The organism is Novacetimonas pomaceti, from assembly GCF_003207955.1.
GTDB lineage: Bacteria > Pseudomonadota > Alphaproteobacteria > Acetobacterales > Acetobacteraceae > Novacetimonas > Novacetimonas pomaceti.
Genome location: NZ_NOXG01000008.1, coordinates 42,888 through 58,609, shown reverse-complemented (window position 1 = coordinate 58,609; position 15,722 = coordinate 42,888). Strand labels below are relative to the sequence as shown.

The 15,722-nt window shown below is 57.9% G+C and carries 6 protein-coding genes; 2 read left to right on the top strand and 4 right to left on the bottom strand.

Annotated elements, in window-relative coordinates; translation table 11 throughout:
- Positions 1–46 precede the first annotated feature (46 nt).
- From CFR71_RS09005 to CFR71_RS08990, 4 genes are all read right to left on the bottom strand, one after another.
- Positions 47–2,122: a M13 family metallopeptidase gene (locus CFR71_RS09005; RefSeq protein ID WP_239020333.1), complete on the bottom strand. Its 2,076-nt coding sequence runs from the start codon at positions 2,120–2,122 to the stop codon at positions 47–49.
- 255 nt (positions 2,123–2,377) lie between these two features.
- Positions 2,378–4,828, bottom strand: coding sequence for a TonB-dependent receptor domain-containing protein (locus CFR71_RS09000; protein WP_207781354.1), 2,451 nt, complete (start codon positions 4,826–4,828; stop codon positions 2,378–2,380).
- A 1,074-nt stretch (positions 4,829–5,902) separates the two neighbouring features.
- Entirely contained in the window at positions 5,903–8,902 is a 3,000-nt protein-coding gene (locus CFR71_RS08995; RefSeq protein WP_239020336.1) for a TonB-dependent receptor plug domain-containing protein, read from the bottom strand.
- A 288-nt stretch (positions 8,903–9,190) separates the two neighbouring features.
- Positions 9,191–11,851, bottom strand: a complete 2,661-nt coding sequence (locus CFR71_RS08990) for a M1 family metallopeptidase (RefSeq protein WP_110530424.1) — start codon at positions 11,849–11,851, stop codon at positions 9,191–9,193.
- Between the two features lie 347 nt (positions 11,852–12,198).
- Here CFR71_RS08990 and CFR71_RS08985 point away from each other — a divergent pair, with 347 nt between their 5' ends.
- Together CFR71_RS08985 and CFR71_RS08980 are read left to right on the top strand one after the other, a co-directional pair.
- Positions 12,199–14,190, top strand: coding sequence for a CocE/NonD family hydrolase (locus tag CFR71_RS08985; protein ID WP_239020331.1), 1,992 nt, complete (start codon positions 12,199–12,201; stop codon positions 14,188–14,190).
- A 46-nt stretch (positions 14,191–14,236) separates the two neighbouring features.
- Positions 14,237–15,721 carry a peptide MFS transporter gene (locus CFR71_RS08980; RefSeq protein ID WP_110530418.1) on the top strand — a complete coding sequence of 495 codons (1,485 nt, stop codon included), beginning with the start codon at positions 14,237–14,239 and terminating at the stop codon, positions 15,719–15,721.
- Position 15,722: the final 1 nt, after the last annotated feature.

Genomic DNA, 15,722 nt, shown 5'->3' with positions numbered 1-15,722 from the left:
AAAACATTCCTGCTCCCGCCAGGGAGGGGCCATTACATTCGGGTAATTACCAGATTTTCACACGGGCTTCCGGCTTGATGTAAAGCGACTGTCCCGGCTGGACATTCCATGCCTTGTACCACGCATCGATGTTATGCATCGGCATGTTCACGCGCGCGCGCGGCGGCGAATGCGGATCGGTGATGACGCGCTGGCGGATCGTGTCGTCACGCAGCTTTTCACGCCATACCTGCGCCCAGCCGAGGAAGACCCGCTGTTCGCCGGTCATGCCGTCGATGACCGGCGCCTTCTTGCCCTTGAGGGAAGCATGATAGGCATCCAGCGCAAGCGTCAGGCCGCCAAGGTCGGCAATATTCTCGCCCATTGTCAGCTTGCCGTTCACATGCACGCCCGGCAGGACCTCGAACGCGTCGTACTGGGTCCCGAAACGCGCGGCAAGCTGGTTGAAGCGCTCCTCGTCCTTTTTGGTCCACCAGTCGCGCAGCTGCCCCTTTTCGTCGAACTTGCGTCCTTCATCGTCAAAGGAGTGGGTCATTTCGTGACCGATCACGCCACCGATCGCCCCGTAATTGACGGCCATGTCCGCCGACGGGTTGAAGAAGGGCGGCTGGAGAATGGCGGCCGGGAAGACGACTTCGTTAAAGACCGGGTTGTTATAGGCATTGACCGTCTGCGGCGTCATGTCCCATTCATCGCGATCCACCGGCTTGCCCAGATGGTTCAGCCAGTAATTCCATTCAAACGCGACGCCCCGCGCCGAATTGCCATAGGCATCGTCCTTATGCACGGCAAGGCCGGTATAATCGCGCCACTTGTTGGGATAGCCGATCTGGATCGCGGAACTTTCCAGCTTGCGGATGGCTGCCTTGCGGGTTGCCTTTTCCATCCATCCATTGTGCTTGAGACGGATCCGGAACGCTGCCTTGAGCTCCTGTGTCAGGCCCACCATCTTGTCATGATAGGGTGCCGGGAAATACCGGCTGACATAGACCTTGCCCAGCGCCATGCCCATCGCTTCGCTGGTCGCATGTCCGGCACGTTTCCACCGCGCGGTCAGCTGGGGCTGTCCCGACAGGACGCGGCCATGGAAATTGAACGACGCATTGACGAACGCGCGGGGCAGGACCTGAGCCGCGTTGTCGGCAAGGTGGAAAGCCAGCCATGCCTTCAGCGTCTTCATGTCCGTCTGGGCAAGGATGTGCGCCTCGGCCGTGATGGCGGAAGGCTCGCCCACGATGATGTTGTCCGAATGAATGACGGCATCGGGAACGCCCGCGGCCTGCAGATAGGACAGCCAGTCGAAACCGGGCGCCTTTTCCTGCAGGGCAGCCAGCGTCATGGGGTTATAGATCTTGTCAGGATCGCGCATGTCCTGGCGGGCCCAGTGCGCCTGCGCCAGCGAGGTCTCGAGCTTCACGATCGCGTTTGACGCCCCGCGCGCATCCGGCCAGTGGATCAGGTTCAGGACCTGCGACACATAGTTCTGGTAGGCGGTTTTCTTGGCCTGCATCTCGGGCTTGAGGTAATAATCCCGGTCCGGCATGCCCAGGCCCGCCTGATCCAGCGTCAGGGTATATTTCGTGGGCGTGCGGGCGTCGGGCTGGATGCTCAGCGCGAAAGGCGTGAACTGGTACCCATACTGCGCCGTGCCCGACAGGCTGGCAAAATCGGTGGCGCCTGCGATCGCGCGTATTTTCGACAGGTCGTCGGAAAGGGGATGGATGCCCCGCGTCTCTATGGTCTTTTCATCAAGGAAAGTTGCGTAAAACGTTCCCAGCTTCTGTTCGATCGTCTGGGGATCCTGCACGGGATGGGCCGACAGTTCCTCCAGAATGGTTTTCACCCGCGTGCGCGACAGCTCCGCCAGTTCGTTGAACGGACCGTACGACGTCATGTCAGGGGGGATGACGATATAGCGGACCGCCGTGCCGTCCGCATATTCGAAAAAGTCGTTCCCGGGGGCGACGGCTGCGTCGCGGCCGGCAAGGTCAAAGCCCCAGCTTCCGAAATTTTCGGCCACGTTGCCGTCCGAAGCGGCAAAGGATGCCCCCGCACCGCAGGTCGCCAGCAACGTGGCCCCCATCAATCCGGCGCGTATGGTACGTCCTGTCTTTCCTGCCATTATATCTCTTCCCTGTTGCGAGAGCATGATTGAGCCGCGACATTTTGACCTCAAAATGGAATCACGACAATACGCCCACACATATAAGAAACCTGAAGTTCACATCGGGAAATGCATATCTGACAATGGGATGTATCATATTCAAATAACAGTCTTTCCAACCGGAATGGGGACACCGCGAGGACTGTTATCCGTTGTTGATTCGTATCGATAATCACAAAAAAAAGCGCGACCCGTTTCCGGATCGCGCCATGATCAGAACTGCGCGGAGACAGATCCGAAGAATTCCCGTGGCGCCGCCACGTAAAGGATGGGATTGTCATCCCCCTTGAGGCTCGCGGCCCCATACACGCCGCCGATATAGTTCTTGTTGAAAAGGTTGGTAATCCCGAACGTCGCCTTGATATTGCGGGCAAACCCGACCTTGCCGAAATTGTAGCTGCCGTTGAGGTTTGACGTCCAGTAGGCCGGAATATACTGGTCATTCAGATAGGTGAGGGGACGCCCGCCCGTATAGGTCGCGTTGAAGTTGAACATGGCGCGACGCCAAGTATAGCTCAGGTTCGCCTTGTACATGAACTTGGGATAAAAGACCTGATGCCTTCCCTTCAGGCTGGTCCCATTGATGCTGCCTTCATAAGTTGCATCATTCCAGCTGAAGCTGTTTGTGATTTCCAGTCCCTTTACCGGACGCACGGCCGCCAGCACGTCAGCGCCATTCATTGATTCGCGGCCGACATTCGCAACTTCGCTATACTGGTTGGTGGTTGGGCCGGATGTCACGGTCGCCAGACGGTTGTAATAATCCGTGTGGTAAAAATCGACGCTGGCAGTCAGCATTTTTGAATTGTAGCGATACCCCACGACATAGTTCCAGGTCCGTTCCGGGCGCAGCGTTTTCTTGTTCTCATTGAAAACGGTCTGGGCCGGGTTCGATGCACTTCCCAGTCCACCCCAGACGGTCCCGCTGCTCTGCTGGGTGGAATAGTCGTACGCGCGCATGTTTTCCGCGATATCGAAATAGACTTCGTGATTTTGCTTGAAATGATAATCCCAGTTGAAATGCGGCAGGAACGCGTTCGCGGCGGTCATGCTGCCATTCGCCGGATGACTGTAATAGGTATTCCAGTCCGCAAGGCCGGCCGTATCATCCATCTTCGTGCCGCCATGCGTCGTCTGCAGCAACGACCGGAAACCGGCGTTGATGGTCATGCCGGGAATGATATGATAGGTATCCTGCAGGTAAAACTGGAATGTATTTGTATTAAATGCATCCGAATACCAGGTTGATGCCTGGCTTGCCCGGAAATCCCCGACCGAGTTATGGGCCTGGTCCACGCCGTCCTCATACAGGCGCATCGGATACGAATAATCGACATTTTCATACCAGATGCCGGTCTGGATATCGTTATCATGGACCTTGATATCGAAACTCTGGGTAAAGCCGATGCGTTGCGTGCTCATATGGCCCGTTTCCATCGCCATGTCGACACCAGAGGTTGGCGAGACAAGGTACGGGTTGGTGCCGCTATAATCGCCGCTGGACACATGGGCATAGGCCACGGTCTTGGACGTCACATTCGGGAACAGCTGGAAATCCGCCGTGACAGCCGACAGGTAATTACGCTGCGTCTGCGTGCCGTCATAGGCATAATCGCCAATTTCGTCATTCGTCAGGATACCCTGAAGATTGGCGGGCACGCCGCCATTCTGGGCATAATAGGCGTATTCCTTGGCCAGGGCGTAATTGGGTTTCAGGAAAGTCGTGTTCCGCCCCTGCGTTTCCCAAAGCCCCTTTGTCAGCCCCATATAGTTGTACTGTTCAAAATTGGAATAATCGAAAATCGCCGTTATCTTGCCCCGATCGCCGACAGGCTGGACCAGCTTGAAATTGGCCTGCTGTTCCAGCTGATAGCCAAAGCCTTTCCACAGGTCCTGATCGGTCCGGGCATAGGAAGCATAGAATTTCGTCCCGGTCGAATTCAGGACGCCACTGTCAACGCGACCGAACGTGCGAAAGGCATTATAGCTGCCGAACGTCTGCCCCACACGCCCGCCTGCCTTGCTCAACGGATCGGACGTGGTGTAGGTCAGCGCCCCGCCAAGATTCTGCGCGGATGGCGTGTCCACGGCCCCGGCCCCCTGAGAAACCGTCATGCCCGACAGGTTTTCCTGAATGACAGCTTCATCAACGGTCAGGCCGTTGATGTTCCCGAACCCCTGTTCGCCCATGGGAATGCCATCAAGGGACGCACCGACCTGATTACGGCTGAACCCACGGATATAAAGGGTATTCGCCACGGTATCGAGGCCAAAGGCATCATCGGACGCGAAGCTGACGCCGGGGGTTGTCATGGCAAGGACCTGATTGGGGCTCGTGCCTTCGACGAAATGGTCCATCTGCTGACGCGTTACCGCCTGTACCGCCCCGTGGGAACGGATGCGCGACACACTGACCTTCAGGGTTTCCGGGGCTGAATGCGGGGTAGCCGTGCTCTGACTATGGGCAGGGCGGGCATGCGCAGCCTGTCCCCCAGCAGCCGGCCGATGAAGACGATGGGCAGTCGCGGCAGTGGATGTGGCCTTTCCTGCCTGCGTCGCAGCCATGGCGGCAGAACCAACCGACAGCAGCCATAAAAATGCAGAACCTGCCAGCACCGGCCGACAGGACAGACGAATTTTTTCCCGCCTCGCTATATTTGGCATAGAGGACTTTTTCCAATCACAGCCATGACGTGATGCCGCATCGGATTACTCCGTGTCCTGCACCGTCATATTGTTGATATTCACGCCACGGCGTGAGGAAAAAGCACGGAATGTCTTACTCATTATCCCCCCTCGTACGGCATTGCCGACTACCGCAGCATGATTTCACGATGAAAATCATTACAGGGTCAGAAGAGGGAAGATTCAACGCAGAAAAAAGACAGCACCGAGCAAACGCGCTTTTTGTGTTCAAAAAGCAACATTCGTCAGCCTATCTTACAAAACATCAGATGTGATTTTTACAAACTTTTCCGCATCATGCCGTCGCGGAAAAATAGCCTGTTATCTGACTGTTATTTTCAACCCTTTCAAAATAGATTTAATATATTTCCCAATCATATCAGAAAACCGAATCAAAAGGAAAGATAAATTCTCATTCCACAGTCGCACCAAACCGAGACATCGGCTTACCATTTTGAAAATACAACGTTTTTCCCGTTGAAGAGACGGCTCTCTTGACACAAAAAATTCACGAAAACTCTGTTTTGTGACGTTTTGCGTCCAAATGGGGCTAGCCAACAGGAAAAAAGTAATATCCTGAACACCTTAGGAAATTTTCACGAACATAAAATATGAAAAATATGTTTTGAAGTTAATGATATTGCAAACTTAGAGAGACGACACAATTCTGCCCATGCGAAACTTATTCAAATTTCGATTTAATGACGAAAATAGTATAAGGATTTTGAATTAACGATTTGTCTTCCGGATGCCCGAAAAACAGCCATGTGCAGCCTTCGGATTATCCATCTGCCTGAGGGAAGGGGATTGAAGCCCCTGACAGGAGAGAAAAAGCATTTTCTGCCTATCTCGATCCCGGAAGAGTCTGGCACGACGCTTTGCCTGTCGGCAGCAGGTTCTTATTTCTGTTTTTCCTCATCCAGCTCTTGCTGGACAGGCAGGCGCCCCTTCAACGCAGACAGCCTGCTCCCTGTTTCAAGGGAAACATGAGAGAAAAAAATAATCCCGGGCTTTCGATTGCTCGAAAACCCGGGATATTTCAATGCGTTCCGATCAGAGTTTTACGTTAACGCCGAACTGGAACGAGCGGTAGATAACACCCTTCTGCGACCAGGAAGAGTTGTAGAGGTAGGAACCATAGGTTCCATAGTCATACGGAGAGCGGAAGCCAAGCAGGTTATACACGTTGGCATAAACCGACCAGCGACGGTTGATGTTATAGTTAACCGTCAGATCCACATCCCAGTAGTTCTTGACGTGGCACTGTCCCTGCGGTGCGAAGGTCTGGGCATACTGTGTCACCGAGTTGGCGCACGACCCGCGGGTTCCAGGACCCGTCGCATCTTCAGCAACGGTCTTGTAGCCACTGGTGTAGTACACGGTCGGCGTTACGGACAGGTTCCTCCAGCTGAAGGTGTTCTGCCAGTTCGCACGCCAGCGCGGCGTTCCCGAAGCCGAGGTGATTTCCCACGGCCCTTCGGTGCCCGCGAAGTGCTCAACCTGGCCATCCGGCAGGGTCAGGTTGAAGCTGCGCACATACGTCGCTTCACCACGGCTGTACCAACGGATGTTATGCAGGAAGCCCGGCAGACGACGGCTGGCGTCAATATGCAGGTCAACACCATCGGTCGTAAGCTTGTTGGTGTTGACATAACCCATGTTGATGATGCCGGGACGGACCGGAGCATTCGGGTGCAGTGTGTCAACCACGTCTGGCGTGACCGTCACACCGGCCGGCAGCGCCTTGCCTTCCACGTAATCTTCCGCAACCGCGTCGTACGACACGGGGTTGGGGGCGATATAGTTGGACTTCTTGATGTAGTAGTAGTCAGCCGTCAGGCTCAGCCAGGGAAGGGGACGGATAACCGCGCCACCCGTGAAGTTGGTTGAGATTTCAGGCTTGAGGTCAGGGTTACCCGACGTGTTCAGACCCATGCTGTAGGCCTGCGCATACGAGTCAGCCGTGCCGTTGGAGTTCAGATGCTGGTTATGCCATGCAGGATCCTGAATGGTGTAGGTCACGTAACCAACGTTCGCGCCACCCGTTTCCGCGAAGCTGGGAACGCGGAAGCCGCGGGAGAACGTGCCACGCAGGGTGAACTGCTTGACCGGCTTGAAGTTCACGCCGACCTTTGGCGAGAAGTGGCTGTATCCTTCCGAGTAATGGTCATAACGGCCGGACACGTCGACGTTCAGCATCTTCACGATGGGAATGCCAACTTCGAAGAAGCCGGATTCAACCCAACGGCTGCCATAAGCATAGAACGGGTTGATGTAGCCCGCGTACTGCGCTCCGGGATCCGCCGGATTGGACTGGTTTGCACTGGGATCGTTCAGGGATTCGTAACGGACGTTGGCCCCGATCGCGAGGTCAACCATACCGCCCGGCAGACGGAACAGCCCCTTGCTGAGCGAAACTTCGCCCGAATATTCCTGCGTCTGGGCGTTCATCACGTTCTTGGGCGCGATCGAATTGAGAACCGACTTCGAATTCGCGGACGGATCCAGGAAGTTGTAGGTCCCGTTTATGATCGCGTCTTCAATGCCATTGATCGTGGGGACGCCAGTGATGGTCTGCTGCAGATCGGTGTTCATGCCAACAAAGTTGGCATCATATTTCCAGTCCGAACCCCAGTTGGAATGCGCGCTGCCGTTATAACGCACGGAGCCACGGAAGTTCTGGCTGTACTGGCTGGTTCTGGGAACCATGCCGGCAAAGGCATATTCCATTTCCGCCGCCTTGCCCTGGGAGGCATACGGATCGTTGGGGTTGAGCTGACCATTGGGCAGGTACGCCGGAATGGGCACGCTCAGTGTATTCGCCAGTTCCGACTGGGTGTAGTTACGCACGGTGTCATAGCTCAGCGGATCGCCGGAATACTGCGACAGGGCCTGCGAGTAGGTGAACATCGCAGTCAGCTGGGAATGCGACGTCACGTTGGCGGTGAAATGCGCCGTAGCCTCGATACGGCGGAGCGACGGAGCAATCTGGCTGTAATCGTGGGTGCTGTCCACAGTACAGGTCGTGCTGGTGGAACCAGCCGGCGTGCCCGTGACATAACCCGAAACCTCTTTACCCCTTGCGCAGCCCGCTGACGGATTCAGCAGCTGCCAGGCGCCCGTTCCGCTGTTGCCGCCATCGCTGGGACGGACAACCGGGGTCGTCGTGGCACCGAAGTTCTGGATCGAGCCATCGGCCCCCAGCGCGTTGGTGTCACCGTTGGTGCCGCCGATACCGGTCAGGTTGCTCGAGCTGTAGGGATAACCGACCTGACGGTTATACAGCGCGTCATCCTGCTGATATTCGGAGTTGATGTAGAAGTTGTAACCATCGCGCTCAAGATCGCCATGACCATAGGTCGCGTAAAGGCGCTGATGTCCCGCGTCCCCGCGCTGGCTCACGCCGCCTTCGGCATTTCCTTCAAAACCCTGGATTTCCTTACGGGTAATGAAGTTGATCACGCCCGCAACGGCGTCAGCACCATAGGTCGCGGAACCACCGTCGTTCATCACGTCGATCGTCTGCATGATCGAGGATGGCATCCAGTTGGTATCGACGAAGTTACGCTCACCATCATCCGACAGCGGATAATAGGAAAGACGCTGTCCATCCATCAGGACCAGGGTGGAGTCAGTACTCAGTCCGCGCAGTGACGGGGCCGACGCACCGCCAGCGAACGCGCCGTTGGCCGAGAAGGCGTTCGTCAGGTTGCCCGAACCGTTGGAAGCCAGAAGCTGCAGGGCGTCGGTAACCGTCTTGATACCACGCTTCTGCATGTCGCCGGCTGTGATGTGCGTAATGGGCGATGCGCTCTGCAGGTTGGGATCATGCAGCAGCGAGCCGGTCACGACGATGTTTTCAGACCGTGACGGCGGGTTGGCGGAGGCATCCGTCTGCGCCTGCGAAACTGCAGCCGCACCGGTGGAAGTCGCGGTGGTGCTCGTCGAGCCCGCGTTCGTAGTTGCCTTCTTTTTGCTTTTTTTGACAGTCACCTTGTTGTCGGTGGTTTTCGACGCAACCGTCTGGGCCTGTGCATAGGCCTGCGGCCACATCAGGACCCCCAGCGAAACGTAGGCCAGCAAGAAACGAGAATATCTAGAATCTATCGACAGCCTGCGTGATGATTTGAACATTAGCAATTCTACTCCCTACGACATCCAGTCGACAGCTAACACATGCATACATTTTGCGATGCGCCGATGGGCGAATTATCGGTGTTCTCATTACACAGTCGAAAACAACCTCGTTCAATAAGAATATACTAAAGTGTAACCTTACCCCACGTTGTGTTGCTCAAAGACAACACAACGTGGGTCATTCCTTTAAGTTTACATTCGTTTTTATTTAACGTTTCTGGACTGCATCCACTCTGTCAGCTCGGTACGCGCCCGGCCATAGATCTCGGCGTTGGAGCGTATCTTGTCGGCGGCCTGACGTGCCGCGATCAGGCTCCCGCGTGAGGAGTTGCTTGAGGGATTCGCCAGCAGGGCGGTTGCGATATCAGGATTCACGCTTTCCCCCGCCACGGCGGGAAGCAGTTTTTCCTGCGACCAGGGGGCCAGAAGCTTCCTAATGGCATCCTGATTCTTCAGGACGATATCCCACACCTGATCGGGATGCCCGCTTCTGCGCGCGACCGTGGCGAGGGACATGACTATGCGCCCGTTGGGGATGATGCCGCTATACGCCAGGGCGACGCTGCGCTGCATCAGCGCGGGATCATGCGCCGAAGCCAGTGCGCCGAAGAAACGAAGTTTCTGTTCGGTGTCGGGCGCCGTGCGGATGACCTTCTCGATCTGGTCGTACGTTTTTTCCGTCGCTTCGCTGCCGACGATGACGGCGACCGGCTCAATCAGGCTGGAGGGCAGGGAATTCGGCTTCTTGATGTATTTCTGGAACCGGACCTGTGCCTCGGCGATGATGTCACGATCCCCGAACTGACCCAGCGCCCGGATCACGCTCGGCCGCAGCAGCGTGTCGGTAAAGGGTTCGTCCGCGCGCACGTCCCAGCCCAGGCGCTGCATCTGTCCCTGCAGGACCGAACGGGCGAAGGCATGGAACTGTGCCTGCGCCGGCGTACCGGTCATCATGGTATCCAGCGCCATCAGATGCGAAATCGTATCCTGCCATACGGCGATATCGTTTTCATGCGTGGCGGGCAGGTTGGCCACCAGCGACAGGTAATCCTTCAGCGACGCCTGCCCGGACTGGAACAGGGCGAATTCGTCGCCAAGGATGTTGGCGCGATCCGCCGGCCCGAAGGAGGCGAAATCCTTCTGCAGCAGCGCGAGCGAGGCCGCGTCATAGCGCGTCCGGTAATACCCGTTTTCGCCAAGGTTGATCTTCACCGCCTGATCACATCCCGCGACACGCAGCGTGACGGGGCTTTTGCCAAGAACGGTTTTCTGCACGGTGGCACCCGTGGCGTTGCCGGCGACAACGGGGATCTTCCACTTCAGCGGCGCTGCATGCGGGTCATGGATGCTGAAGCGGCTTTGCGTCAGGGTCAGGACCGTATTGCCACCGACACAGCGGCGCGCCACGTTGACCTGCGGAATCCCGGGCTGTTCCACGAAAGTGCGGGCGAGGGGACCGACATCCTGTCCCGAAGCATGCGACAGCGCCTTCCAAAGGTCGTCGCTGGTGGCGTTGCCATAGGCATGGGCCTGCATGTATTCGCGCATGCCGTCGCGGAACCGGTCTTCGCCCAGCCAGTTCTCGATCATGCGGATGACCTGCTCACCCTTCTGATAACTGATGCGGTCGAACGCACTGCTGGCTTCGCTGACATCATGGATGGTCTGCTGGATCGGATGGGTGGTCGACTGCGCATCCAGCGCCATCGCCGCCTCACGATCGGAATGCTGCCGGGGCCAGATTTCCCATCCGGGATTGAAATGATTGGTGGCCTTTGTTTCCATCCACGAGGCGAAACCTTCGTTCAGCCAGATGTCATTCCACCATCCCATGGTCACAAGGTCGCCCGACCACTGATGCGCCATTTCATGCGCCACCACCAGATAGACCCATTCCTTGGTTTCGGGGGAGCTGTGCTTGGGATCGAAAAGGACCGCATTGTCGATGAATGTCATCGCGCCCCAGTTTTCCATCGCGCCGGCTTCGTAATTGCCGGGGATGGCGATCAGGTCCAGCTTGGGCAGGGGATATGAGACACCGAAATACTGGTTGTAGTACGGCAGGATCGCGGTTGCGGCACCCAGGGCGTATTCGCCCTTCTTTTCCTCACCCGATGGGGCATAGACATTGATGGGGGTTGCGCCGGCATTGCCATGCACCGCGCCCAGATCGCCCGCGACCACCGCCAGCAGGTAGCTGGACATGCGGGGGGTCGTTGCGAAATTGACGTATTTCGTGTCGCCCTTTTCCTTGGAAACCGAGGTGACGGGCATGTTGCTGACAGCGGTATAGGAACGCGGCACCCGCACGCTCAGCTGATAGGTCGCCTTGAAGGACGGCTCATCCCAGCTGGGGAACATTCGACGGGCGTCGGCGACCTCGAACTGGGTCACCAGCATCCGCTTCTTCTTGCCCTTTTCGGTGCGGTAGTCATCGTAATAGATGCCATTGGGCGTCTGGGGGATCGGCCCGCTATAGCGGATGGTCAGCACGTGCTTTCCTGCCGGAAGCTGCCCCGGCACCGGCACGGTCAGGGTGGCGGTCTGCGCGGCCTCGTCCTGCGTGACCTGCAGCGGGGTGCCATCGACGGTGGCGGCCTCCAGCTTCAGTCCCGCCTGGTTGAGCACGATCCGCCCCACGGGACTTGTCACGGTAAGGTCGATATCCTCATGCCCCTTCAGCACGAGGGCCTTCATGTCCGTATCGACACTGATGCGATAGGCTGACGGAACGACGCTCCGTGGCAGGCCACCCGGCGTCAGGTCGGAAGAGGAAGCGGAAGAAGAAGGCGCGGCTGCCTGGGTCGGGGAAACGCATGCGATCCCCCCTGCGACCAGGGTAAATACCGACAATATATGACGCATTGAAAATTTACCCGACGCGTCGTCATCTGCGAAACGCACAATATCCCTCCTTGCGGAATGTCATTTCCCCTCCTGTCATAGACATAAACCGTTACGGTTCCATATTTTTTTATGTGAAATTCATTAAAATAAATACAGTTCCGGCCACGCGTTCCGCGAAATTCCGCCATCCATGACCTTTCATCGCAGGCTTGTGTTCCCGTTTTTTGCAGGGGCCGGCAGGGCAGGCGGACGCCATTTTCCGGTCCTGGGGAGGGTCTGGCGTTTTGACCGTTCGGAATGACGGGTTGCTATGATAAGGGCAGTGCGACAACAACGTCCCATGGGCAACAGTGGAGTGGAATGACGTGACACGGCTTTCCTGGCGGCGGCTGCCGTCGCTGGCAATCATGATTGCATGCGTATCGACCGGCGCGATGTTCGACAGGTCATATGCGGCGGATACAGCGCCCGCGCCGGCAAAGGCGGGATCCCCCGATGCCGACGCGCTGACGGTACAGACCGGCAACGACATTCCCGCCCATGTGGTTTTCCCTGACAGCGCGCGCAACTATATCAAGCGCGACGTCATGATCCCGATGCGCGACGGCGTGAAACTGCATACGGTCATTGTCATTCCGAAAGGGGCCACGCAGGCGCCGATCCTGCTGACGCGCACGCCCTATCACGCGTCGGCCCGGGCGAACCGCATTCCCGACGCGCCGGACATACGTTCGATTCTGCCGCAGGGGGACGATACCTTCGTCGAAGGCGGCTATATCCGCGTCTTTCAGGACATCCGCGGCAAATACGGATCGGAAGGGGATTATGTCATGACCCGTCCGCCGCGCGGTCCGCTCAACCCGACCAAGACGGACGAGACGACGGATGCGTGGGATACGATCGAATGGCTGACCCATAACGTGTCCGAAAGCAACGGGCGCGTCGGCATGCTGGGATCGTCCTATGAAGGATATACGGTGGTCATGGCGCTGCTGGACCCGCATCCGGCCCTGAAGGTCGCCGCCCCCGAAAGCCCGATGGTCGATGGCTGGATGGGCGATGACTGGTACCATTATGGCGCGTTCCGCCAGGGTGGCCTGGACTATTTCACCATGCAGATGACCGAACGCGGATCGGGAAAGGCCATCCCGCGCGTCGACCATGATGACTATACCAATTTCCTTGCCGCCGGTTCGACCGAACAGTTCGCGCATGATGCCGGACTGGACCAGTTCCCGTGGTGGCAGCGCATGCTGGCCCATCCCGCGTACGACAAATTCTGGCAGCAGCAGGCCCTTGACCATCTTCTGGCGCAGCGCAAGGCCACGGTCCCGACCCTGTGGGAGCAGGGGCTGTGGGATCAGGAAGACATGTGGGGCGCCATTCATGCCTGGCAGGCCCTTCAGGCCACGACGCCTGCCGTTCCCAATGTCCTGATCATGGGACCATGGCGGCACAGCCAGGTGAATTACAACGGTTCGTCGCTTGGGCCGCTGCAATGGAATGGCGATACCGCCTCGCAGTTCCGCCATGACGTCCTGCGGCCATTCTTCGATCAGTACCTGCGTCCCGGCGCGACCCCGGTCCATCTGCCCGAAGCGATCATCTATAACACCGGCAAAAACCACTGGGACTATCTCGATCGCTGGCCGCTGGCGTGCGACGGACACTGCCCGCATCCGCTGCAACCGTTCTTCGTGCATGCGGAACATGGGCTTTCCACCCGCCAGCCGGATCATGAGGAACAGCCGTCGGACCGTTATGTTTCCGACCCGCAGCATCCCGTGCCCTTCATCGCGCGCCCGTTCTCCTTCGTTTCCGATTCAGATCGATGGAAGACGTGGCTGGTGCAGGATCAGCGCCAGGCCGAAAGCCGCCCGGATGTCCTGACCTATGAAACGCCGGTGCTGACCGCCCCGGTCAAGGTCAGCGGCGTTCCCATGGCGGACCTGTATGCCGCCACCACGGGCACGGATTCCGACTGGGTCGTCAAGGTCATCGACGTCAATCCGCCAACCACGGCCGACCGTCCGGAAATGGGGGGATACGAACTCGCCGTGTCCATGGATATCTTCCGTGGCCGCTACCGTCAGGACTTTGCAAAGCCCACCGCGATCACCCCGGGTCAGGTGACGCGCTACCGCTTTACGCTGCCTGCGGTCAATCACGTCTTTGAACCGGGCCACCGGATCATGATCCAGATCCAGTCCAGCCTTTTCCCGCTGTATGACCGCAACCCGCAGAAATTCGTCCCCAACATCCTGCAGGCCCACAAGGAGGATTACACCACGGCCACGCAGGACATCTACCATGACCGGGCGCACCCGACCGCAGTATGGCTGCCGGTCGTGCCCTGAGTTCAGCCAGATGCAGATTCCCGACGTCAAGGCGGACATGAAATCCATGTCCGCCACCGACAGGTCCGCCGCCTTCCGCGTCGTCCTTGCCATCGAGATATGGGAGAGGTTCGGCTTCTATGGCATGCAGGCGATCCTGTTGCTCTACATGGTCCAGAAGCTGGGCATGCACGATACGCAGGCCAACATGCTGTGGGGCAGCTTCGCCGCCATAACCTATGCCGCCCCGGTGGTGGGGGGATGGCTTGGCGACCGGGTGCTGGGATCGCGCCGGACGATGCTGGTGGGCGCCATGGTCCTTGCGACCGGCTATCTCCTGCTGGGCCTGATGAGTGGGGACGCCCATTCCCTCTTTATCGGGATGGCGACCATTTCGGTGGGCAATGGCCTGTTCAAGCCCAATTCATGCAATACGGTAAACATCATCTATCGTGACGAGCCACACAAACTCGATGTGGCCTTCACGATCTATTACATGTCCGTCAATGTCGGATCGACATTTTCACTGTTCCTGACCCCGTGGATCCAGCAGGCCTATGGCTGGGGCGCGGCCTTCATATCCTGTGGCCTGGGCCTGGGGCTGGGGATCTGTGGATATTTCCTGCGCCAGGCGCGGCTGTCGGCCATCGGCACGGCACCGGATTTCCAGCCGGTCCCCATGCGGCGCACGGCGGTGATATCCGTGACGATGCTGCTGGCGATCGCGATCATCGCGCGCATTTTCGAATCCAGTTCGATTCAGGGCCTGCTGGTCATCGCCTCCGGCCTGCTGATCATCGCGGGATGGATCGTCCTTTATTTCAGGGTGGCGTCCCATGAACGGCCGGGCCTGAAGATCATATATCTGCTGATTTTCGAGGTGGCCCTCTATTTCGTTTTCTATCAGCAGATGGTCACGTCGCTGACCCTGTTCACGCTGCGCAATGTGGGCAAGGATTTCACCCTGTTCGGGCTGAACCTGTTTTCGCTGTCAGCCGGACAGTTCCAGGGATTCAACCCGTTATGGATCATGCTGGGCACCCCCCTGGTCATCGGGGCGTACAACTGGCTGGGGCGCCGCGATGCCGACCTGAGCATCGCGGGGAAATTCGTGGTCGGGTTCGCCTGTGTCACCCTGTCCTTCGTGATCTGGTGGCTCAGCGCGCGCATGTCCTCCACCCCCTATGTGTCGCCGTGGTGGATGCTGATCGGATATGGTCCGCTTTCCATCGGGGAACTCATGCTCAACAGCCTCGGCCTTGCCGCCATCGCGCGCTATGTTCCCGCGCGTATCAGCGCCCTCATGGCGGGCTGCTTTTACGTGATGATCGGATTTGCGATGTATGTCGGCAGCATGGTCGCCAACATGGCCGCCATCGACAATACCGGGGGAAAGGAAGCTGATCCCGCGCAGACGCTGATGATCTATGGCAGCCTGTTCCGTGACCTTGCATATGTGGCGGGCGCGGCGACGCTGATCTTCGCGCTGCTGCTGCCGATCGTCAGGAAATGGGAAAGCGCGCACGCGCGGCAGGCGACAGGGCAGGGGTAGG